Source organism: Candidatus Burkholderia verschuerenii, assembly GCF_001189365.1.
GTDB classification, from domain to species: domain Bacteria; phylum Pseudomonadota; class Gammaproteobacteria; order Burkholderiales; family Burkholderiaceae; genus Caballeronia; species Caballeronia verschuerenii.
This window is the reverse complement of sequence record NZ_LFJJ01000055.1, coordinates 1-21937: the sequence shown is the minus strand read 5'-3', so window position 1 is coordinate 21937 and position 21937 is coordinate 1. Positions and strand designations below refer to the sequence as shown.

General features: G+C 62.1%; 26 protein-coding genes. 13 read left to right on the top strand and 13 right to left on the bottom strand.

The features are described 5' to 3' along the window. Window positions 1–4 precede the first annotated feature (4 nt). The 7 genes from BVER_RS12300 (at window position 5) to BVER_RS12270 (ending at window position 5771) form a co-directional block, all read left to right on the top strand. Window positions 5–940, top strand: coding sequence for a TrbL/VirB6 family protein (locus tag BVER_RS12300; RefSeq protein WP_050453531.1), 936 nt, complete (start codon window positions 5–7; stop codon window positions 938–940). Between the two features lie 362 nt (window positions 941–1302). Then, window positions 1303–2025, top strand: coding sequence for a VirB8 family type IV secretion system protein (locus tag BVER_RS12295; RefSeq protein WP_083452159.1), 723 nt, complete (start codon window positions 1303–1305; stop codon window positions 2023–2025). A gap of 11 nt (window positions 2026–2036) precedes the next feature. Continuing rightward, complete coding sequence (locus BVER_RS12290) at window positions 2037–2921, top strand: TrbG/VirB9 family P-type conjugative transfer protein (RefSeq protein ID WP_050453530.1); 885 nt, start codon at window positions 2037–2039, stop codon at window positions 2919–2921. 2 nt (window positions 2922–2923) lie between these two features. Continuing rightward, on the top strand, window positions 2924–4075 hold the full coding sequence (gene virB10, locus BVER_RS12285) for a type IV secretion system protein VirB10 (RefSeq protein ID WP_050453529.1): 1152 nt from the start codon (window positions 2924–2926) through the stop codon (window positions 4073–4075). After that, entirely contained in the window at window positions 4056–5129 is a 1074-nt protein-coding gene (locus tag BVER_RS12280) for an ATPase, T2SS/T4P/T4SS family (protein WP_232316512.1), read from the top strand. The genes virB10 and BVER_RS12280 overlap by 20 nt, the downstream gene beginning before the upstream one ends. A 158-nt stretch (window positions 5130–5287) precedes the next feature. Continuing rightward, the gene (gene relB, locus BVER_RS12275; protein WP_050453527.1) at window positions 5288–5515 is read left to right on the top strand and encodes a type II toxin-antitoxin system RelB family antitoxin; all 228 of its coding nucleotides are present in this window, start codon (window positions 5288–5290) and stop codon (window positions 5513–5515) included. Continuing rightward, the gene (locus BVER_RS12270) at window positions 5499–5771 is read left to right on the top strand and encodes a type II toxin-antitoxin system RelE family toxin (RefSeq protein WP_050453526.1); all 273 of its coding nucleotides are present in this window, start codon (window positions 5499–5501) and stop codon (window positions 5769–5771) included. The genes relB and BVER_RS12270 overlap by 17 nt, the downstream gene beginning before the upstream one ends. Window positions 5772–6562: 791 nt before the next feature. Here the strand turns inward: BVER_RS12270 and mobF are convergent. From mobF to BVER_RS12255, 3 genes are read right to left on the bottom strand one after another with little or no spacing between them, the layout of a single operon-like run. Beyond that, window positions 6563–9403: a MobF family relaxase gene (mobF, locus tag BVER_RS12265; protein WP_050453525.1), complete on the bottom strand. Its 2841-nt coding sequence runs from the start codon at window positions 9401–9403 to the stop codon at window positions 6563–6565. Between the two features lie 3 nt (window positions 9404–9406). Continuing rightward, complete coding sequence (locus BVER_RS12260) at window positions 9407–10948, bottom strand: type IV secretion system DNA-binding domain-containing protein (protein ID WP_050453524.1); 1542 nt, start codon at window positions 10946–10948, stop codon at window positions 9407–9409. Continuing rightward, the gene (locus tag BVER_RS12255; protein WP_050453523.1) at window positions 10945–11316 is read right to left on the bottom strand and encodes a hypothetical protein; all 372 of its coding nucleotides are present in this window, start codon (window positions 11314–11316) and stop codon (window positions 10945–10947) included. The genes BVER_RS12260 and BVER_RS12255 overlap by 4 nt, the downstream gene beginning before the upstream one ends. Before the next feature lie 399 nt (window positions 11317–11715). Between BVER_RS12255 and BVER_RS12250 the strand changes: the two genes are divergently transcribed. The 5 genes from BVER_RS12250 to BVER_RS12235 all read left to right on the top strand — a co-directional run bounded on the left by BVER_RS12250 (window position 11716) and on the right by BVER_RS12235 (window position 14240). After that, entirely contained in the window at window positions 11716–12138 is a 423-nt protein-coding gene (locus tag BVER_RS12250) for a hypothetical protein (RefSeq protein ID WP_050453546.1), read from the top strand. Continuing rightward, window positions 12135–12833, top strand: coding sequence for a StbB family protein (stbB, locus tag BVER_RS12245; RefSeq protein WP_050453522.1), 699 nt, complete (start codon window positions 12135–12137; stop codon window positions 12831–12833). The genes BVER_RS12250 and stbB overlap by 4 nt, the downstream gene beginning before the upstream one ends. 10 nt (window positions 12834–12843) lie before the next feature. Further along, window positions 12844–13230 carry a hypothetical protein gene (locus tag BVER_RS12240; protein ID WP_050453521.1) on the top strand — a complete coding sequence of 129 codons (387 nt, stop codon included), beginning with the start codon at window positions 12844–12846 and terminating at the stop codon, window positions 13228–13230. Window positions 13231–13335: 105 nt separating this feature from the next. Then, complete coding sequence (locus tag BVER_RS31475; protein WP_157056033.1) at window positions 13336–13506, top strand: hypothetical protein; 171 nt, start codon at window positions 13336–13338, stop codon at window positions 13504–13506. Window positions 13507–13511: 5 nt separating this feature from the next. Then, entirely contained in the window at window positions 13512–14240 is a 729-nt protein-coding gene (locus BVER_RS12235; RefSeq protein ID WP_050453520.1) for a SprT-like domain-containing protein, read from the top strand. A gap of 100 nt (window positions 14241–14340) precedes the next feature. Here BVER_RS12235 and BVER_RS12230 read toward each other — a convergent pair whose 3' ends face one another. After that, window positions 14341–15021, bottom strand: coding sequence for a hypothetical protein (locus BVER_RS12230; protein WP_050453519.1), 681 nt, complete (start codon window positions 15019–15021; stop codon window positions 14341–14343). Window positions 15022–15024: 3 nt separating this feature from the next. Continuing rightward, window positions 15025–15804, bottom strand: a complete 780-nt coding sequence (locus BVER_RS12225; RefSeq protein ID WP_050453518.1) for a DUF3560 domain-containing protein — start codon at window positions 15802–15804, stop codon at window positions 15025–15027. 202 nt (window positions 15805–16006) lie between these two features. On the opposite strand from BVER_RS12225, the gene BVER_RS32525 reads away from it, so the two are divergent. Then, entirely contained in the window at window positions 16007–16186 is a 180-nt protein-coding gene (locus tag BVER_RS32525) for a hypothetical protein (protein ID WP_083452158.1), read from the top strand. 649 nt (window positions 16187–16835) lie between these two features. Here BVER_RS32525 and BVER_RS12215 read toward each other — a convergent pair. The 8 genes from BVER_RS12215 to BVER_RS12180 all read right to left on the bottom strand — a co-directional run bounded on the left by BVER_RS12215 (window position 16836) and on the right by BVER_RS12180 (window position 21842). Beyond that, entirely contained in the window at window positions 16836–17057 is a 222-nt protein-coding gene (locus BVER_RS12215; protein WP_050453517.1) for a hypothetical protein, read from the bottom strand. A 4-nt stretch (window positions 17058–17061) separates the two neighbouring features. Then, window positions 17062–17943, bottom strand: a complete 882-nt coding sequence (locus BVER_RS12210) for a KfrB domain-containing protein (protein ID WP_157056032.1) — start codon at window positions 17941–17943, stop codon at window positions 17062–17064. Between the two features lie 29 nt (window positions 17944–17972). Further along, window positions 17973–18512, bottom strand: coding sequence for a DUF192 domain-containing protein (locus tag BVER_RS12205; protein ID WP_083452157.1), 540 nt, complete (start codon window positions 18510–18512; stop codon window positions 17973–17975). Window positions 18513–18519: 7 nt separating this feature from the next. After that, window positions 18520–19014 (bottom strand): thermonuclease family protein, encoded by a 495-nt coding sequence (locus BVER_RS12200; RefSeq protein WP_232316511.1) that lies wholly within the window; start codon window positions 19012–19014, stop codon window positions 18520–18522. Continuing rightward, window positions 19011–19640: a DNA-binding protein gene (locus tag BVER_RS12195; RefSeq protein WP_050453514.1), complete on the bottom strand. Its 630-nt coding sequence runs from the start codon at window positions 19638–19640 to the stop codon at window positions 19011–19013. The genes BVER_RS12200 and BVER_RS12195 overlap by 4 nt, the downstream gene beginning before the upstream one ends. Window positions 19641–19863: 223 nt before the next feature. Further along, window positions 19864–20184 (bottom strand): type II toxin-antitoxin system RelE/ParE family toxin, encoded by a 321-nt coding sequence (locus BVER_RS12190; RefSeq protein WP_050453513.1) that lies wholly within the window; start codon window positions 20182–20184, stop codon window positions 19864–19866. After that, window positions 20181–20462 (bottom strand): type II toxin-antitoxin system ParD family antitoxin, encoded by a 282-nt coding sequence (locus BVER_RS12185; protein ID WP_050453512.1) that lies wholly within the window; start codon window positions 20460–20462, stop codon window positions 20181–20183. The genes BVER_RS12190 and BVER_RS12185 overlap by 4 nt, the downstream gene beginning before the upstream one ends. Before the next feature lie 399 nt (window positions 20463–20861). Further along, window positions 20862–21842, bottom strand: coding sequence for a replication protein RepA (locus BVER_RS12180; RefSeq protein ID WP_083452156.1), 981 nt, complete (start codon window positions 21840–21842; stop codon window positions 20862–20864). Window positions 21843–21937: the final 95 nt, after the last annotated feature.

The following is a 21937-nucleotide window of genomic DNA, read 5'->3' as shown; positions in this document are numbered from 1 at the left end:
GGCGATGAACTTCACCCTCTTTAGTGATCTTTTCCAGCAGATCGACAGCACAACGAACACGTTCGTAAGCACGATTTCCTCGAATGTGGTAACGGCCGCGATGCCGGTTATCACGGCCGGGCTTACCGTGACTTTCATCTTCTACGGCCTGTTAGTGGCGCGCGGCGCGGTCGAAGACTCGATTCGGGATTTCGTTTTCAAGTGCTTCAAGATCGGCATGATCGTGTCGATCGCCTCGGCCGGTGGCCTTTACCAGACCCAAATCGCAGATGCGATTCAGAAGACGCCGGATGAATTTGCGACGATGCTCCTGCCGGCGAGCGCAGGCCAGGTGCAGGGCAACGCTGCGGCCGATCTGGTGGACAAGGCGGCGGGTGCCGGTTTCGACAAGGCCGGTGATGCGTTCAACAAAGCGGCAACGTGGAATATCGGCGGGGCGGTGAGCTTCGGGGCCTTTGGCGTGCTCTGCACGCTCGCTACCGCGTTTCTGACGGCCATAGGCGGGGCCTTCATACTGCTGGCGAAGATCGCGCTAGCGATCCTTGCAGGGCTTGGACCATTGTTCATCTTGGCATTGTTGTTCAAGTCTACGAGCCGCTTTTTCGAAGCGTGGTGCGGCCAAGTGCTGACCTACGGCCTGACAGTGTTGCTGGTGTCGAGCGTCTTTGGCCTCATGATGCAGCTCTACACGGGTTTCATGGACAAAGTTCAGCTCGACGGCAGTTTCAGCTTTGCCTACTCGCTCGGCGGGTGCGTGATCCTGTCGATTGCCTGCATCTTGATCGTCATTCAGCTTCCGTCGATAGCAGCCGGCCTCGCAAACGGCGTCGGCATTGGCCTATGGCACGAACTGAGGGTCGCGAAGGGGGTTGGCGGCGCGGGAGTCGGTGCGGTGCGCGGTGCAATCTCCGCACCGGGGCGCGGCCATCAGAGGCGGTAAAGCCGTAACGGGCGCAGTCAGTCGCGCGGTCGGCCGATTCAAGGGCTCGGGCCGCACTGCCGCGTGATATTTCCGCCTAAACTCTAAGACTTTCTCCCGGAATGTTTTTGAAGGCGGTTAGCCCTTGCGGCTACCGCCTTTTTAAATCAAAATTGCAAAAATGCATTTAATTCATAGAGGTGCGATTAAATTACTGGTCGTTTGGAGGGATTGGGAACCGTGAAAAAGGTAGCAGTTTTATTTTTGTGTTCGATCCTGGGAGCGTGCGCCGGAGTGCCGAAACCTCGGACCCCGGACGATTCCTCTAGGATGTCCATCAACCGCACTGTTCCGCCAGAAGTGCAAAACGGAGTGTTCAACTGATGAACATCGCCGATAGATTTCGGCGCTCTAGTGGCGTCAAAACCGCAGAAATGACCGAGTATCTTACGGAGGTCAAAGGACTAGAACGGAACTTCATTCGGGAGGTTCTTCGGTCGCGCAAGAATGCTTGGATGGTCGCCGGCTTGGCGGCCTTTCTCGCGTTCGTGGCCCTCATGGTGCTGGCCGTCTACATGAAGGAATCGAGCCGGCCGGTCCCGCCGTTCATCCTTCGCGTGGACAATGCGACGGGGGCCGTCGATGCCGTCTCCGTGATGAAAGAGCATCAGGACTCCTACGGCGAAGTGGTCGATCAGTATTGGCTCAATCAATACGTCCTGCACCGGGAGAGCTACGACTATCAGACGATCCAGACGGATTACGACGCGACCGGTCTCATGAGCACGTCCGACGTGGCGGTGGACTATCACAAGGTTTTTGAGGGCGATCAGGCCCGCGACAAGGTTCTTGCCGACAAGGCCCGCGTGCTCGTCAATATGGAAAGCGCGCCAGTCATCAACACGACGAACAGCACGGCGGTTGCCCGCTTCACGACGATTGTTCACTGGCGGAATAACCGGCCGGATGAGGTCCGCCATTGGATCGCGACGATTGCCTATGCCTATGTCGATGCGCCCATGAAGCCGCAAGATCGGCTCGTTAATCCGCTCGGGTTCCAAGTCACCAGTTATCGCGTGGACCCCGAACTTGGCGCAGCGCAGTAGGGGAGCCGACCATGAAAAAGCAAATCCTCGGCGTGGCCTTGGCCGTGGCGCTGACTGGCTCCGGCCTAAGTGCCCCGGCCCTCGCGGTCGAAAACCCGGTCGGGTCGCTGGCCGATTACCGGATCAGGCACGTCGCCTATAACGACCAAGACGTGGTGCGGCTTGACGCAGTAATCGGTATCGCCACCCACATCATCGTCGGGGCGGATGAGGAATACGTCACGCACGCCTTCGGCGATCCGCAGGGATGGGAGTTCGCCCACAAGGAAAACCACTATTTTGTCAAGGCGAAGGCGCAAAATAGCGATACGAACCTAGTCATCGTCACCACCAAGCATAGCTATAACTTGGTGCTGCACTTTATCGGCAACTACCCCACGCGCGACAGCGTCGGCAAGGTCGTAAAGCACGAAATCGGATCGCCTTGGACGCTCCGGGATGCCACCCTGCAGGTGGCTTTCTCCTATCCGCGTGAAGAGGCGCGAGCCGCTGCGGAACAGCGTGCCAAGGATCGCGCGAATGCGCTGTTCAACGGGCGGGGCGGGGCAAACAACCTCAACTACACCATGAGCGCGACGGAGCGGGACAAGGAAATCGCACCGGTCAACGTGTGGGACGACGGCCGGTTCACCTACTTCAAGTTCCCCCCGAACGTGGACCTTCCCGACATCTACACCGTTAGCACTGGTGGAAGCGAGGCGATCGTGAACCGGCACATGCTAGCCGAAAACGGCTCGCGGGTGATCGTCGCCGAAAAGGTCGCCCCGAAATTCCGCCTTCGCCTCGGTGACGATGTGGTGGGCGTGTACAACGAGCGTTTCGACCCTGCCGGCATTCAGAACGTCACCGGAACATCAACCCCTGCGGTTCACCGCGTCATCAAAGGAGGGGAATAACAATGACGCGCGACGATGAAATCGACGTGGCCCAGGAACTGGAAAACAACCAGGTGGAGGGCGCACGCGGCGGGATCGGCAACGACGGCGGACGGCGACGCACGCCGGGCGTTCGCATCTTCATGTACGTGATTATCCTCACCGCCTTGGTGATCGGCGGTTTGCTCACATGGAAGGCATGGGAGCGAGCAGCGGCCCAAAAGGAAGCTGACAAGAAGCCGGCCAAGGTCGAGAACACCTTGCCGCCTCTGAAACCCCACGCCCCGCAGCCCGACGTAGCCGCAACGCAGCCCGCGCCTGTGCCCGTCGTGCAGCCGAACGCGCCCGTTGCCGACGCTGGCCCGAATCCGACCGTCAACAACGGCCCGCCGCAGCCGAGTCCGGAGGAAGTGCTACGCAACCGGCGTCTTGGCGGCGGCTTCACCGGGAACGGCGTGGATGCCGGCGACAGCGGTTCGGCCGCAGCTCGCCAGCTCGCCGCGCTCGGCCATGGTAACGGCGCGACCGGCGATAGCCTGCTCGAAAGTCAGCTCACGCCGCTGGCCCTCAAGCCGTCGAAGGCCGGCATGTTGGGCGACCGCAATTACCTCATCACGCGCGGCGCGATGATCGACTGCGGCCAGCAATCGAAGCTCGTCACCGATCAGGCCGGCATGGTGGTTTGCTACACCACGTCCGACACCTATTCGGCCAACGGGCACGTCGTGCTGATCGACGCCGGCTCCAAGATCGTCGGCAGCTATCAGACGGGCATCAAGCAAGGGCAAAACCGCGTGTTTGTCGCGTGGCAGCGGATCGAGACGCCGCAGGGCGTGATTGTCGATCTGGACAGCCCCGGCACGGATTCGCTCGGCGCTGCCGGCGAGCCGGGCTACGTCGATACGCATTTCTGGCAGCGGTTCGGCGGCGCGATCATGTTAAGCGTGCTCGGCGATGCCGGCGAGGCAGCGATTGCCTATGCGCAGAACTCGCGCAGTGGTGGCAACACCAATATCGGCCTCGGCAACACGCAGAACACGACGAATGAAATGGCAACGGAGGCGTTGCGGAACACGATCAACATTCCGCCGACTCTTTACAAGAACCAGGGTGACCGCGTGAGCATCTTCATCGCCCGCGATCTGGATTTCAACAGTGTCTACAGCATCCGTTAAAGCAGCCCCGGCCAAGTCGGGCGACGATTACCGGGCACAGACGATCCTACAGCTTATGCGCCCGCTGGTGCCGTATCTCGACAATCCAGCGGTCACGGAGCTGCGTGTGCGTCCCGGCCAGGTCGTCACCGACGCTTTCAAGGAAAAGGGCTACGAGGACGCTCCCGAACTCTCATTGCCCTATCTCCGATCGCTGGCAACAGCGATGATCGCCTATGCCGGCTTGTCCGTCCGCAGCGTCAATTACGTGACGCTGCCGGGCAGCGAGCGCGGCACGATCCTGATGCCACCAGTCGTGCTGGAAGGCACGCTCACGATCGTCATTCGGAAACACTCGGCCGTCGTGAAGTCGGCTCACCAGCTCGATGAGGAAGGCGCGTTCGCGGACTGCCGCGACGTGTCGTTCAACCAGCCCACGGAAGCCGAAGCGAAGGCCGAAGCGGAGCGCACCGACTTTCGCCGGTTGGAACCCTTCGAGTTGGAATTGCTCGATCTGAAACGGCAGGGGCGCATCCGCGATTTCCTGCTGCGGTGTGTGGCCCTGAAACGCAACATCGTCGTGTCGGGCAAGGCCGGATCGGGCAAGACGACGCTGACGCGTTCGCTTATCGAGGCGGTGCCGACCGACGAACACATTGCCACGATCGAGGACGTTCACGAGCTGTTTTTGCCGAACCACAAGGAGGTTACGAACCTGTTCTACGGCGACGGCAGCGGGCGTATCTTCGCGCTCGCCTGCCTTGCCGCATGTATGCGTATTACGCCCGAACGCATCTTCCTTGCGGAGCTGCGCGGCGGCGAGGCGTTGGAATACACGAACGCCCTGAACACCGACCACGGCGGGGGCATCACGACGACGCACGCGAACGGCGCGATCGAGGCTTTCGACAGTATCGCAACCCTCATCAAGAATTCCGACGTGGGCCGCACGCTCGAAATGGAGTCGATCAAGCATGTGCTCTACACCACGGTTGACGTGGTGCTCTACATGCGCGCACGGAAGGTCTTGCAGGTCTTTTACGACCCAATTTTTAAGCGAAGGCAAATGTCATGAACAAAGAGCCACAATTGCTTTTCGGTACGGGCAAATCTTGATCGGCCTAGCCGGCGCGGTGAGCCTATTTTCGTGTAGGTGCGCACCTCATGCACCCTATCTTGACCAAGCGGTGCCGCAATGCGATACTTGTATCGCATTTGAGAGGAAGCACATACATGCCTATTTCAATTCGGCTTCCCAGTGACGTTGAGACGAGGCTTGCCGACCTCGCCGCGCGCACTGGCCGCAGCAAAACTTTTTACGCCACCGAGGCCATTGTGGGGCACATTGATGACCTCGAAGACCTGTACTTGGCTGAACAACGTTTAACAGATGTTCGCAGCGGCAAATCCGACACCGTGGCGATTGAGGAACTCATGAAGCGTTATGGTCTGGAAGATTAGGTTCGAACGCGCAGCGGAGCGCGAACTATCCAAGCTAGACCTTCAGACCGCTAAACGCGTCCTTGCATTCCTGCATGGCCGTGTCGCGGTACTGGAAGACCCTCGCAGTATTGGCGAAGCTTTGAAAGGATCGAAGCTCGGGGAATTCTGGAAATACAGGGTAGGTGATTACCGCATTATTGCGAGCATTGAGGATAGCGAACTATGCATTCTCGTTGTTCGTATAGGCAATCGCCGTGAAGTCTACAGGCGATAGGCATACCTAAATTGACCGTGCAAAGGCACACATAATTGTGCTGTGTCGCATGCGATTCATCAATGAACCAAGGATCACATATGGCAAACCGGATTCCGCTTGATCCCAAGCTGCCGAAGGCTTTTGACTCGACGCCGAACGAAGAACGCAGCAAGGACCAGCTAGACCTATGGTGGAATCACCCCTATGGGGTGACAGTGTCGGATGGCCGTATCGACCGCCCATAGTGGGAATCCGATGGTGTATCCGCAAAGCACGGCAACGGCAACGGTAAGCCGCTGTCATTGACGACATTAGCGCACGAGCTGCCATCGCGACCGACAGCGCAAAGTGCCCTCGGGCCGGATCGCCAAACGCGAATTTCAAGAGGATGCCCGGGTTCGCTCGCGAACAGGCCATCGACAATGACCGACCCCTGTTCAGTGTAGACGACCGTTAGCGTAGGCGAAAACAGCCCGCCGACATGCAATTCCGCATGGTCGAATGAACCGACCGGGTAGGTGGATTGTATCGTAGAGCTATTGATCTCATAGAGAGTCACAAACAACACGAGCAACACGAGCAACACGATTGCGAAAACCCATTTGTAGCGCGAGGACATGGAGTAGATTCCAGAAAATTGAAAAGCAGGCGGCTATACAAGCCCGCCTTTCCAAGCCGTCGCGCTTCCGAGGGCCGAAAACGCGCGCGACGGGTGCAGCTAACCTTTGTGGTCGATTAACTTTTCTGCCGCTCGGCAAGTAGCTTGCGCGCTTACTCGATCGCGGCTCAAATGACTTTGCAGAAACGCCCTAGTCGCGTCCGGCTTGCCGCTCCTGGCGAAGCCGCTGACGTGCCAGCGTCGGCCTTTGCAGCTTGGGCGACCGATCGCGGCCTTGGCGCTCGCGGGCAAGGTCCAGCGCCGCGTGCTTCTGGTTCTCGCGGGCGATGGCAGCCGGCAGCTTCTTCAAGTCGTTGGTGTAAATCCGGGCTTCGTGCCGCGCCCGCGATATGGCGACGTAATACACGTCCTTGGCCGTGGTGCGGCTGTTCGTCTGCGCCTCGATCAACACGCGGTTCGACGTGAGGCCCTGTGCGCTGTGAACCGTCGTGGCATAGGCCAGGTCAAGGTGCATCGGCTTGTCGGCCGGAAGTTCGATGCATCGGCCCGCGCCCTCGATCGTGAGTCTGCCGGGCGCGACCTCGGCCACCTTGAAGCGGTCGCCGTTAGCCAGGTCTAGGGCGGCGTCGTTTCGGGTGATGCGGATCGTGTCGCCCTTCGCCAGCTCGGATCGCTCCGGCAGGTAGACCGATAGCTTGGTGTGGGTGAGCGGCGAAAAGGTGATCCGCTGGCCGTCGTCGCCGGCAACCGTCAATCGGTTGCCGGGGCCGGTATCGAGCACGCGATAGAGCTGGCCGCGCTGCAAGCCGGTCTTGTAGTCCTTCTCCGGCTGGATCACGTCGCCCACGTGGTAGTTTTTCGAGAACCGCTGTTCGGCCTGCGTGTTGTCGCGGCGTATCAGCGTATCGTACTCAAGCCCCTGCCCTGCGGTGCCGATCGCTTCGCGCACGCGGGTATTGATTTCGCGCCGCGCCTCGTTCGTGCCGCTGACGATCAGTGTTGCCTCACGCTCTGCCGGCGCAAGCGCGATGAAGTCTTTCACCAGCTCGGCCCGGCGCTCGCCATCGTTCTTGATTTCAGCAACACCAGCGATCTTGGCGAGCGAGCCGCGCGTGTCGCCGTGGGCGGCCAGCTCGACGGCCGCTTTCAGCACCGGGTCTTTCTGGCGCTGAATCTCGCCCATCTTCGCCGTGCTCATACCGGCCGCCTGCAATTGATCGAAAGGCCGGCCGGCCTCGATCGCCTTGGTTTGCGCCGTGTCGCCCATCAGCACGACACGCGCGCCGGCCTGCTCGGCAAGCCGCAAGGTCTGCTCCATGAGGCGGGTCGGGACCACGCCGGCCTCGTCAATCACAAGTACGGTGCGGCCGTCGATGTTCTTGTCCTTGGCGCGGAGGAACGAGGCCAGCGTGTTCGCCTCGACGCCAAGCTCTCGGAGGGCTTTGACCTGCATCCCGTATGGGGCCAGGACGCGGACCTGATAGCCTTCGCCCTCGATCATGGCCTTGGCCGTATCCAGCATGTGCGATTTGCCAGTGCCGGCGAAGCCCTGCACAGCAACAACCCGGTTCGCGGTGCTCGCCATCAGCTCGGCCGCGTGGCGCTGGCCGTCATTGAGGTTGGTCGCCGCTAGACGTTCGCGGGCGGCTTCCTGCGGCAGGACTGGCGCGACCTGGCCGCGCCCGCTGCGCTCGATCTGCAAGATACGTTTCTCACGCTCGAGCGCGGTCTGTGTGGTGTAGCGGCCCTCGATCGCGACAAGCCCGCCCTCGCCGATCGCGCGATCGACGCGGGCGCGTGCGGCATCCTTCGTCATGCCCTTGTCGACCAGCACGCCTATCCAAGCCTGCCGCGTGAGGTCCGCGCCGGGCCCGGCTTCGCTGGCCGGCCGGTAGATCGAGGCCTCCTTGATGAGAAAACCGCCCTCGGTCTGCCGCTTTACCTCAGCCTGAACGTCGGGCATCCGAACGGTGCCAACACCGTGTTTCATGGCAACGTCGATCAGCTCGCGTTCGTCCATGACGGCTTGCCGCTCGGTCAGGTGGTTGACCGCGTAGCGCACGGCGCGCGCGGCGGCCAGCTCGGGGGCCTCGGCGCTGTTGCGGGCCACGTCGGGGCCACGTTCGCGGCCCTCGCCGTGCCACTCGCGCCGGCCGAAATCTATGCCAAGGTCGCGCACCCTCTCCTGCCAATCGTTGTAGACCGCATCGCGGTCGATGACGTTCTTGCGGGCGCGGGTCTGCATGGTCGCCTGCTGCTTCTGCGACGTGCTGGCCTGCTCGCGGGTCAATCCCTGCGCCGCAAGCCGTTCCTCGATCTGTTTGGCGCGCTGGCTGAACTCCGTGAGCTGTTCGCGGCTGATGTTGGCCAGCTCGAACGTGCCATCCAGTTCGTGCCGGAGCTGGTAGCCCATGCCCTGCAACTCGGCGGCCAGCTCGGCGCGGTAGACCGCGCCCAGGTGGCGAAGCGATTTCACAATCTCGTCGTTCTTCAGCGCCCGCCATTCGCCATCGCTGCGCCGGGTGAGGTTCATCACCACGGCGTGGGTGTGGAGCTGCGGATCGCGCTCACGGCTGGTTTCGTGCCGAAACTTCGCGACGATCAGGTTTCCGCTGCGCTCTACCTGTGCCTTGCCGTCCACCTTGCGACGGGCAAGCGCCTTTTCCTCGGCCGCTTTGACCGCTGCTGTCACGGCGCGGTCGTGCGCCTCGATCACGCGGGCGTCGCCAGCGACAAGCGCCTGCATGGATACGCTCTTGGGCGCGGAAAAGGTGAGGTCCAGGCCGATCCGCTCTTTCGCGTCGCCTCGCGTCGAACCGCGGCTGACGCGGATGCCGAGCGCGACCTGCCCGGCCAGCAGCTCCTTGAACCGCTCCGCGTCGATTTCGCCCGACAAGCCAAGCTCGGCCGCGCCCTCGCCCTGCCATTCCTTGGCGTTGCCTTCCTTGGCGTAGTAGTCATCCGCGCCGTCCCCGTAGTAGTTCGCGGCCTTCCCTACGTCCTGCCGGGTCAACACCTTCATGCTGAGCATGTCTTATCCTCCGAAGGCCACGGCGCTCCGCTCGACAAAGCCGGGATGCCGGTTCTTGAAGCCCTGATATTCGGTCTTGAACCGGGCTATAGGCCGATCGCCGACAAAGGCGATGTATCCGGCCAGGTCGGGCAGCGAGGTCAGCTCGGCCGGCGCGACGACGCGCTCCCGTTCGTGGACAGTCTGCTTGCCGGTGCCGCTGCTGCGCGTGCCGCTGTTGCGGCTCTCGCGCTCGACTTCGTGTTCGCCAAGCGCCTTGCTGAAATCATCGGCCGTGGCCGGATCCGATTTCGAGATACGCAGCACGGCGAGCGAGCTAAAGCAGCTCCGCAGCGTTTGCGCCTTGTCGCGCCCGTAAATGTCATCGAGCTGCGAGGTCGATTGCAGGCCGGCGATGACCCGCAGGCCGTACTTGCGGCCCTTGGTCAACGCATCTTCCAACGTGGCTAGTTTTTCGAGCGAGGCCAGCTCGTCAATGAACGCCCAAATGCGGCGTCGTGGATCTTCGGGCATGGACAGGATCGACACGAAAAGCGCGTCGATCCACGCCGAGATAAGCGGCCGCAGCGCCGGGGCCATGTCCTCGCGCCACGTAATCCAGAGATTGCCGGCCTTGGGGTTTTCGAGCCAGGTCCGCAGCGAGAAAGCGCCCTGCGGCATGGCAACGTGCTCGGGCAGCTTGTCGGATAGGACAAACCGGGCGGACGATAGCGCCTTGGTGGCCTCGGACGATCCGACGAACAGGGATTCGGCCAGCGTCCCCGAAAGGAATTCCTGCAATTCCTCGGGCGGCGCGATCGTCGTCCAGCGGAACAGCTCGCGGATAGACGGCTGACCCATCACGGCGAGTTTGCGGGCTGTCTCGCGCAATAGCAGGCGGCCATAACCGGCCCATTCCTCGGCCTCGGCCGTGCGGCCAAGCGGCACGATTGACAGCGCGTAGCGGTGGAAATCGTAGTCAGCGCGTATCTCGTTGAAAAATGACCATCCCTCGGTACGCTGGTCGTAGGGATTGAGAATAACGTCGCCCTCTTTCCAGAACTTCGCGAGCATGTCGCCGTTCGGATCAAGGCAAATCATCCGGTCCCGTCGCTTGGCCGCGCCTAGCGCGACTTCGCGAAACAAGGTCGATTTACCCGCGCCGGTTCCGCCACCAATGAGCATGTGCAGATTATCGATGCTGGTAGGAATGGGAACCTTCGCGAGCGTCACTTGCTGCCGCTTCTTTTCGGTCGTTTCCCGCGCGAGCTTTTCCGCTGACACGATGCGCGTTCCACGCAAAAACTTGCGGAACGGTGCGCCGGCAAACTCGATCTTTCCGACTGACGCCAGAAGCCAAACGCAGAGGATCGCAAGGACTAGCCCGCCGACTAATGCCGCGATCAGATACGGCTTATGCGGCGTCTCAAGCGCGACCTGATAGAGCGCCCGGATTTTGTGGCCCGGCGTCAATGTCTCGGTCTTATTCGCGACCGCTACCCATGCCATAACCGGAAGGGCAATGATGATGCCGGCCGATAATTGCCGGCGCTCAATATCGTTCATTTCTTTCCTCCTTTTTCGCCAGTCCAGACAGGCAAGCCCTGCCGGCGCAATTCGCCATGTGCGACCTGCAATTTATCCGCGCCGACGACACTCCGCAGCAAGATAAGCATTTCCGTCATCATGGCCGCGTCGGTCGGATCGCGGCCCGCGATCGGCGCGGCGGCGCTGCCCGAATCGCCACGGTCGCGCAGCTCGCCGAAGCCTTCGGCGACGATGCGGCGCAGCTCGGCCAGTTGCTCGGCCACCTGGTCGCCCTGCTCAAGCCGGCGCTTGAGGTAGGTCGAGAGGCCGATTCCTGCGGCCTGCGCCTGTTCGCTGTAGTAAGCCCATTTCTCGTCGCTGAGCCTGATCGGGATGGGGTTTGCCATGTGTGCCGTGTGCCTCGTTGGTAGTGTATAGCGCAGTGTATAGCGTTTTATGCCGTGTTTACATGATATACTATGAACAATGTATAAGCATTCGTATATCGTCATTGACCTGGCGACATACGAAAGTCAATGAGAATCAATGACTTAGAACACCCGACAGGGTGCGTATGGTGCATAGCCTGGGTTAAGGATAAAACACCCTCTCTTTTTGTGCGAAAACGGTCCCGCAGGCACGATGCCCCCTTAAGGAGGGTATCGAACTGCACCGATTGGCGCAGCCAATCGGAGAACAGGACACCGATAGGACAAATTGAGGACCGATTTCGGACGGCATGGGTTGACAGTGGGACATACATAGGACAAACTTCGGACACTCTCGGAAACTGGAAGGTGGCCAGTGTGGAAAAAGACAAGCTCAAGGAAGCTATAGCCGGCCTGACCGGCTCAACGGCTGCGGCAAAGCTCCGACAGGTGATGCCGGAGATAGATCGCAAAGTGCAGGACGGCGTTCGCCATGAGGAAATCGTGGCGGCGCTGGCCGAGGCGGGAATCGAGGTCAAGCTCGAAACCCTCCGCAAGAATCTCTATCGCTACCGGGCCAAAAACCGGGCGGTAGGGGTAACGTCCCCGCCATCAAGACCGGCCAGCGTGACGAACGGCAATTCGTCGGCCAGTGAGGATAGCGAGGATCAAACACCGGCTCCTGTCGCGGAGAACCAATTCGAGGATGCGCTTGATCCTAAAAAGCGCGATGCGATTGGCGAAAAGTACCTCGGCAAAAGTCGGCCTCTGTTCGGCAAAACTAGGAGTGAAAAGAAATGAAAGTAGCTGTCATCAATTTTTCGGGCAATGTCGGCAAGTCCACCGTGGCGCGTCACCTGCTGTTCCCGCGCATCAAGGGCGCGGAATATGTGTCGGTCGAATCCATCAACGCGGACGAAGGCGATAGCGAAACCGTGCGCGGTAAGCAGTTCGGCCAGCTCCAAGAGCAACTGATGATGATCGACGCTGCGGTGATCGACGTAGGCGCGTCGAACGTCGAGGACTTCATCAAGCTCATGCGGCAATATCGCGGTTCGCATGAGGATATGGATTATTTCGTCGTGCCGGCCGTCAAAGAGGACAAGCAAATCAAGGATACGATCGCGACCATTCAAGCGCTCGCGTCGATGGGCGTTTCGCCGAAAAAGGTCCGCGTCGTGTTCAACAAGCTGGAAGCCGACGAAACGGTCGAGGACGCCTTTTATCCGCTGTTCGCGTTCCATGAGGACAGCAAGGCTTTCACGCTCAAGCCCAAGGCCGTGATCCAGTTCTCGGAGCTGTATCAGCGGATGCGGCAGAACAAAAAGACGATCCCAGAATTGATCGCGGATCAGACGGACTACAAGGCGCAGCTCCGCGCCGCGACCAAGCCCGAAGAAAAGCAGGCGGCGGCATCCATGATTTCCATGAAGCGCCTCGCCGAGTCCGCGCAAGCGAACCTCGATGAGGTTTTCGCCGCGATCACGTCGAAGTAGGGGCGCGACGATGGCCGGCCCCAACACTCACCGGGAAGCCCTCATTGCCGAATTGCTCGGCGACGTGGGCGACCTGTTGGACAGGGCGGAAGCCCTGAAAGCCACCCTCCCCGCTGCCGTTGATACGGCAGTGGCGAAGGTCCGGGGGGCCGGCGAAACGGCGGCCGGTAGCGTCAACGCTGCCGGCGACCGCTTTCTGTCCGAGTTCTCCAAGCGCGCAGCGGGCGCAATGGACGGCATGGTCGTAGCCGCCAAGGAAAGCCACAAGGCGGCCCAGGTGGTGGACAAGGCCGCTACCCGCTTCGCCATCATGGCTGGCGTTGTGGGCCTCGCTGCGGGCCTTCTAGGCGGCATTCTGGCCGCATTGGCGATCAGCCATCACTTTTTCGGCGGGTGAGCCGGGGCGGTCCCTTGCCGGGGGCCGCCTTTTCACGTCTCTTTCTTCTGGATTGCACAATCCATTATATGGATTGTGCAATCCACTCACTGACGGGGTGCCACGATGGAACGCGAAGCGACAGCCGACGAACGCGCCGGCATTGCATGGTGGAACGCGCTGGACGAACAGGCCCGGCGCTTCTGGATGAGCGAGGCCGGACAGACAGGCCGCGCCGTGGACGCATGGGAAGCCTTCAAGCGGGCGCGCGAAGCGGCCCAAGCGCCGGGGGACTGACGCCGATGCAACCGACACCGGAAGCCTATGCGGAGCTGCAACAGGCGTTCGAGCACTTCAACTCGGCGCTGTTCGGCGGCCAGCTCGCCGACTGCCTGATTACCTTGCAGCGCGAGCGGCGGACCTACGGCTATTTCTCCTCGGCGCGGTTCGTCCACCACTCCGGCCAGCGCACGGACGAAATCGCGATGAACCCTAGCTATTTCGCTATCCGCTCGATCCGCGAAACGCTCTCCACGCTGGCCCATGAAATGGTCCACGCATGGCAGTTCCATCATGGCAAGCCCGGCCGGCGTGGCTACCACAACAAGGAATGGGCGGCGCGCATGGAAGAAATCGGCCTGATGCCAAGCGATACCGGCGAGCCGGGCGGGCACAAGGTCGGCGAGCGCATGACGCACTACATCGTCGCGGGCGGCGCGTTCGATGTGGCCTGCGCGGAGCTGCTGACGCGGGAATTCAAGCTCTCGTGGTTTGACCGCTTCCCCCCGGAACGGCCACGGTCCCCCCTGCCCTCGGTTGGCGGCGGCGATGCCGGCGAAGACGACGAGGACGACAACGAGGGCGTAGACCTGGCCGGACTGGTCGAGCTGCCGCCAGAGGGCCAGGTCAACCGCTCGAACCGGATCAAATACCGCTGCCCGACGTGCGCGGCGCAGGTATGGGGCAAGCCGAATCTGCGGGTGCTGTGCGGTGGCGAGGAATGCGGCGCAGCCGCGTTCGAGCCGGTCTAGGACAGGAATCGGACGCCGATCGCCGGTCAGTAGGACGAATGTAGGACGCAAACGAAAGGCGCGGCCGGGAAAGCCGCGCCCTTGTGTGGATTGTCCAGTTTTAGAAGCCGAAAGCCATCTGCCCGGCTCGATCCTCGAACACCAGTTCGCCGGCATCCGGCGCGGCCAACTCGGCGAGCCACGCGGGCGCGGCCTCGTCGCCTCGGCGCTGGCGATACTCCGGCGCGAGCGGGATGCGCTTTTCAGCGAGCAAGGCCGTGAAGACGCTGATTGCTACCTCGTCCACGGTGCGCCCTCCCCGCGCCGTGTCGAAGTGCGACCGATAGCCGGTTTCGCTGATAAACGGCTTGTCCGCGTCCACGACGTGAAAGCCCATGCTGACACGGAAGCGCCCGAAGCCATCGCGCACGCGCACCACGGCGCGCACGCCCTGAACGGTGATGAGGAATTCGCCGGTCTGGTTCCACATGGGGACCGTGCCCGCGTCGGCGCGGCAATGGGCCTCGGCCAGGATGCCGCCCGCCTCGGGGTTGCTGCTGTCCATGACGCCGAAGGAAGTCCCGCCGTTCAACTTCCAGACTGCCGCGTCGTAGCGGTCGGCCGCGATCTGCGCGGCGGCGTCGTCGCAGGCCAGCACGGCGGCGTGAAACTCGGCCGTCGCCTCGGCCGTCACGGCCAGCAAGCCGGCCCGGTCCTCGGGCATGGAAGCGGCGAGCTCGGCGGCTTTCCGGTCGCGCTCCTTTCCCATGCTCTCCGGCGTGATCCGCTGCGCCTTCGCCATCGGTCAGCCCTCCACGCTATCGAGCGCGGCGCGGACCTGCTGGCCCGCATAGATGCCGGCATTGGTGAGCTGGCGAACCCATGCGTTACGGGTCGGCGACCACTTGAAGGCGTGGCGCTTCAACAGGGCGCGCGTGTCGGCATCGGGCTTGCCCGGAAACTCGAACATGACGCGGTTTTCGGTCGTGTCCTCGCGATAGGTGTAGCCCGCGCCGGCCTTCTCCACGTCGCCGCGATCCTTGAGGCGTTCAAGCTGCTTGATCCGCTGCTCGATGCGGCGCGCGTTGGCGCTGTTGTTGTTCAGCGCGTAGGACGGAAAGCCGACACGGCGGCAAGCATCGGGCGTGAAAAGCTCCTCGATCTGCTGCGCGGAAAATCCCAGCTCGGCCAGCTCGTCGCGGTTGTTGCGACGGATGGCGCGATTGGCGGCCTTCATCTTGTCTTGCGCGGCCTCGATGTCGGCCAGCTCGGCGCGTAGCTTCTCGATCGCGTCGTGGTCGTCGCTGGAAATGCCGCCAGTGCCGACGGCTGCGGCCTTGCCCTCGTAGTGCTTGGCCTTGTCGTGCAGCGCAAACGCCTTGCCGAAGGTGTTATGAATCCGGGCGCGATAGTTCCGGTCGCGCGTCTCGCTGTGGTGGCCGATCAGGATAGGTTGACCGAACGGGATAGCCTCGGCCATCGTGCGGGCCTGCTGATAGGTGGCCTCGCTCGCGGTGCTGGCCTTCTCGGCGCGGTCCTCGTAGCGTGCGCGGCGTGCGGCCTGCTTTTGCTCGTATGCGTTCATGGTGGTTCACTCCTGCTGGTGATGGAAGCCCGGCGCGGTTGCCGCCGCGTGATCCGGGCCGATGGGGAATGTCAGATGTGGGCGGCCGTTTTCTCGGCCATGTCGCGGAAGATCGTCGCGTAAAGCTCGTTCGGAAATTCGGCGATGACTTCGCGGCGGTCGATGAAACGGTACTTGGCGCACATACACACCACGCGGTGACTTGGGCGTGGATCTGATGCGGGCGGGCCTGCGGCATTGCCTCGACGGTGAACGCCTCGAACTCGCGCAGCTTTTCGGCCTTGTCGAAATAGAACAGGACCGGGACGGCGGTATCGGTATTTCGGAAGAAATTGACCACGATTTAGGCTCCTTTTCTTGTTGGTGGATCGGACAGATATAGGACAACTATAGCCAACCGATGAGACAATTATATGACAATAGCCGGGCAGAGTCAATAGCAATAAATAGATAAATGCGAAAATATAGACTTGCCTCCACTCGACTTTCCGGGCCTGCTTGGAGGTCGAGGGAGGAAGCGGGCCTTTCGTCGGCCGAAGGCCGGCGTTCTGCATTGAATGCGACGGCCGCAGGCCGTCACGATCATTCGACCTGGAGCATGGAAAGAGCTGCGCTGGTGGGTCTGCTCGTCGGTGTCGGTCGGTCGCGGTAGGCCCGTCCTGCCTGTAGGGCCGGCGCGGTCAAGGGGACCGTGGAATACCGGAGCCGGCGCAGCCGGTGAGGATATGCCGCGAAAGCCCCTTGACCGTGGAAGCCGGGCCGGAAGGCAGGTTCAAGGGCTGTAGCTGCCGATCGGCGCCGATGAGCTGCCGGCGCTCGATGCGGAGGGGAGGGCAAGCCCGAATGGCGCGCAGGGCCGCGTGGGCGGCCCGGAGGGGCAAGCGGAGCGCGCGCAGGCCTCTATCCGGCCGGAGGCGTGAGAGGCCCGCTAGGGCCGTGGATTGAAGCCCGCAGGGGCGAGACGCGCAGCGGCTCGATGCGGAGCACGAAAGCCCGACCCGCAGCGCAGCGGAGGGGCACGCCCAGGGTTGCTAGGCCACGCGCTGATACGGTGGATTTCGACGGCTGTGCTCTTTGCTCAAAACCTCGATTCTGGCGACGGCCGCGGCCTCGTCCTGAACCACGTCGATCATGCCGCCATGCCGGCGCGAACCCTTGCCGCCCCAAGCCCGCACGACGGTCCACGAACCGAACAAATCGCAGAAGATCTCCGCCTCGTACCAGCGCGTGTTTGTTTCCCATCGTGCGGTCATGGCGCTACCTTTCCCGACCGCCGTAGTCCTTCTGTAGGGCCTTCTCCTGCTGGCCCATTTCCCGCGCCTGGCCGGCCTCTTTGACCAGCCCCACGCGACCGTGCGGATAGTCGATCTTCACCTCGCGCCCGGCCAGCTCGCCCGACATACCTCTGCCGGTCAACGCCTGACGGTCATGCTCGATCACGCGATCGCCGACGTTCTGGAACACGCGATTTTCGGTCACGTCCACAACGCGCCCCTCATAGGACCGCCCCGGCTCGGCCCGCTCGATCTGCGGCTTGCCGTGAACGTCCTCGCTGTGCGCGAGCTGCTCGGCCACGTCGCGCGCTTGCGCTTGGCGGCCTGCGGGAATCTTCATCCCCATCTGCATCACTGGATCGCCTGCGCCCGGGTTGGCGAGCTGCCGCGCCTCGATCGACAGCTCTGCGTTGTTGCCGGCCTGATCCGGTTCGCCGCGCTGTTGCGTTTGCAGGTTGTTTTCGCGCTCGGCCAGGCCGTCGCGGTAGGCTTCCAGCAAAGCCCGCTCATGGCGAATTTCGGCCGGGAGCGCCAAGCCGTCGATGCCGGCCTGCACGACGTTCCCGTAAGTCGCCTCGCGCGTGGCTTCGTATGTCCGTTCGCTGTTGAAGGCTCGCCGCAATTGTTCGTGCTCGAACGGATTTTCGCGGCTGCGATCGGCGACGGCCATCTGACGGGCGAGGCCCATAGCGGCGAGCTGATCGTGGTCGAGCAGACGATCGTTACCACGCGCCCGAAGCTGGCCGTCGAACGCGCCTTCGGCCGCTTGCGTGAACCGCTGCCATTCGCCATCGGGAATACGGCCATGCACTTGATGAGTGCGAGCCGCCACGGTCATATCCTCAATTTCTCGGGCTGTTGCCATGTGTGCTTCCTCCTGTCTTTGGGGTGCGATTAGCCCGCGCGAAAGCGCGGATTTTGCAGGCCGGGATAGACGATCGGGCCATTGCATTGCTGCACGTCCATGCGGGAGCCGACATGCACGCCAAGGCGCTCGAACGTGCCTTGCCCGACTTCAAGCGCGGCAATAGCCGGCGCGGCGGACCAATGAAAAACATTGGTGTCCGGCTCCATGTTTTGAATCTCCGTCACGGTCCCGTTTCGGTCAAGGAACGCGACCGATAGCGGGACGTGAACGCCATTCATCCATGAGGCGCTGCGCGGCGCTTCTAGCCAGGTGAACATCATTGCAGGCGTGCCCGGCGTCAGCTCGCCGGAAAGGCCGCGTGTCTGTTTCTCAACCGTGTCCGCGATCGGCACGCCGACAAGCTGCGCGTATCCGCCAAGCGCGCCCGCGTTGTCGAACACTAGATCGCATCGCACCCAGTTCTGAACGGGGGTAGGGACCGCAATGGTATTGAGCAGGCCGGCTGCGGGCTGGTGGGCGCAGCCGGCGACGGCAATCAATGACACTAACGCAAGCAATTTCCGCATGATCTGTTCACCTCGAATGACGATAATCCCAAGGCGGAACGTGGTTCGGGTCCGCCCATAATCCGCGCCGCTCTGCGCGGGCTTCCTGCTCCATTTGGAGCAACTTCGGATCGTGCGAGTAGTGGCGATAGACCCATGCCATGCCACGCCGCACCTGTTCCGCATTTACGTTGAAATTCCCCTCCCATATGGTGCCGATGGCTCGCCCGTATTGGTCGGTGCCTTCTTCATCAATTATTACATTTTGATGGAATACCATGCCAGCGAGCGACTGTCGCGAGCGTTGGACGAAGGGCTGGCCGGGGTTGCGGGTGCCGTGCCGGATTTCCGGCGCGTCGATCGCGGCCAGGCGCACGCGGACGGTTTGCCGGTTGACCAGCACGTCTACCGTGTCGCCGTCCAGCACGGCGACGACTTCGCCGGCAAAGGTGGCGGCCGAACAGGCCAGCGCGGTCGCGGCCAGGATCGCGGCGATGATGGCATGAAGGGCAGGGCGGATCACTGGCGGCCCCCGGCACGCGGCTTGAGCGTGGCTGTGAGGTCGGCGAGCTGGCCTTTCAGCGCGTCCACCTGTCCCTCAAGATGCGCGGCCCGATCGAGCGCGGCGCGCTCGCTCTTGCGGGCCTCCATCGCCTCGCTGTCCTTGCGGTTCGCTTTCTCCATCGTGCGGTTGATTTCCTCCCCGCTCTTGCGCTTCAGCTCGGCAAGGGTGCGCTCATGCTCTTGGCGCAGCTGGGCCAGCTCGGCCACATCCGATTTCATGCGGTCGTTTTCCTCGGTGAGGCTGTCCGCGACTTCAACCGCCTCGGCGGCCTGGGCGCGCAGCTCGGCGCGCTCGGCCTCCATCTGCTGGCGTTCGCCGGCAAGCGCCAGGTCAGCGGCGGCGCGGGCGAACGTCCAGATTTCGCCTGCCATTGAGGCGGCCCGGTCTGCCAGCTCGGGCGGCGCTGGATCGGCGGCCGGCGTCGCGGCCTGCTGCCGGCGCGACTTCCATTCGGTCATGGCCTCATGAATCGTCGTGTAGCTGCCGCCTCCGACTTTCTTGCGGACGGCGGCGAGGGTCGGCTTGATGCCCTCGGCGTCGAGGGCGTCGGCGACCTGCCAAATCGCATCGCGGGTGATAGCCATAACTGCGCCTCATGTGTAGTAGATAGTATGTTGTATGATACTACGCGATACTACAAACGCAAGGGCTAGTAGGGTGGGGGACTTGGATTCCGAGGGGTTGCGGTCTACAATGCTCGAACAGCTACTGCTCGTTCACTCCTGCATAGTCGGACGGAATACAGAGGCCCGAAGTGTTGCCGCACTTCGGGCCTTTTTGTTTGCCGTGGAACAGGGGGAGAAGCGGCTAGTCGTCGAGGTCGCCCAGGAACCGGGCTTCGTAGTCCTGCCCGCCGTAGAACACGCCCACGATCGAGACAGTTTGAGCCGGCGCGTCCACTAGGAACGCAATCACGGCGCGGCGGCGGTAGCTGGTGATCCGCAGGCCGGGCATGAGGTCGTCGCGGCGTGCGCCGCGCTCGGGGAACGTCTGTAGGCTTTCGCAGTAGGTCACGATCGCATCGACGTAGCCGGCCACCACGGCGGGCGCGGCGGCGTCGGCAATGAAGGCTTCCAGCTCGTCTAGCTGGTCCTGCGCCTCGGGGCTGAATTGAACCGTGTAGCTCACGCTGCGCCGGAGCCTGCTCGCTTGCGCTTGTCGGCCAGGTGCTCGCGAACCTGCCCGATGCTGCGGGCGCGGCTCGGGTCAGCCTTGATGGCTTGCGCGGCCGGCACGACTTTTTCGCGCAACCACTGCTCAACCGCTTTATCGCGTTCGGCTAGGGCGCGAAGGCCCTCCCGGATCACTTCGCTTTCCGTGGCGTACTGGCCGGTGGCGACCTTCGTTTTCACCATGTCGGCCATGTCATTAGGAAGCGTGATGCTGAACTGCTGTGTCGAGCGCATGTGCTGCCCTCCTGTCGATCAATAGGATTCAATCCTACAATTTGCGGGGGCCGGCATCAAGGCAGATGGGGTTTGCTTTTGCCTTTTTTCTTTTCAAAAACAAATAAAAAATCTTGTTGGAAAAGCGAGCCTGTGGGCAAAGGCCCTATCGGGCCGGTGCGCGTAGCGCATTGTCCACGGGAGAGCGCGGCCAAAGAATTCGGTGGGTAAGCCGCTTGCGGTTTATCCACAATTCTGCTGGCCAATTACAAGGAAAGATTATAGGGATTCTTATAGGCAAAACCTTACAGGTTTAGGGGGGGGGCGATTTAACGCATAAAACGGCCTCTGGGGGGGGGCGATTTAACGCACTCAGGGGGGGCGATTTAACGCGAATAACTTATTGGATTCACAGGGTTTTCAACAGGCTGGTATGTTGAATTCCTTCGGTGGGATCGGTGGCGGTGAGGCCATGAGCATCAATCCGCCCGTCACCTGCCGGACCTTCGCCTTCGGATAGACGGCGAGCACTTTGCGCAGCGCCGACAGAAATTCCTTCTTGAAATCCTTGTCCGGGTCTTTGCCCCGGTACTCCTGCCCGAACTGCTCTCGCAGGTTCTTCCAATGCAGGACGATCGGCCGCCCCTCGATGCGATAGAGCCGATGGGCAAGCCAGCAATACACGTCGAGCGCCAAAGCGGACCCGCTCAGGGCCATCAAGGCGCGGTTGTCGAGCGGCACGCCGCTTTCGATCAGCTCCTTGAAATAGCCGTCTGACAGGATCATCACGCCCGGCCATAAGCTGTGTTGGGGGGTGTCGCGATTTGACAGCCAAGCGTCGAATTGTTCGACGGGCTGGCCGTTGAAGGTGCGGCCTTTGAACCCGAGTTGGAGCCGGCAGGCGGCGAGGGCGTGCATCTGTTTGCGCAATGTCGCGTAGCGGTTGCCCTGCCTATCCATGCCGACAAGCCGGAGGAATTGCGCGGCGCTGTCGCCGATCGGCACCTCGCGCGTGTTGTGCCGCTTGGCGTAAGTCGAAACCCATGCGAGCGCGAGGCGCGGCATCACCCCGTAGGGGACCGGCTGCGGGACAGGGCCTTTGCCCTCGTCCAGATAGCCGGCCTGCACGTTCAACCAGGCATCGCCGCTGCGGCGCATGAAGTCGCGGTCCTCGATGCGCGCACGCGGCAATCCGACTTGGCAAAGGATAGCGTGCGAAAAAGCCATGTCCTCGCCTAGCGGCGGTTCGGTCACGATCGTTACGGCGAAGTCGAGCAGCTTCTTTTCCGCACCGGTCGCCCATACACGCTTGCCAAGGGGCGCTTGCGTAATGGGCTGGATCTTCCCCGCGATGTGCGGATGGTCGGTCGGCTGCGCGGGCTTCGCGCGGGCGAGCTTCATGAATTGCGTATCGACCAGCTTGCCGATGGCTACCGGCTTGCTGCGGTCGTCTCTTTAGGCGGCTGTGCCATAAGTTTCCTCCATTGACTTTTCCT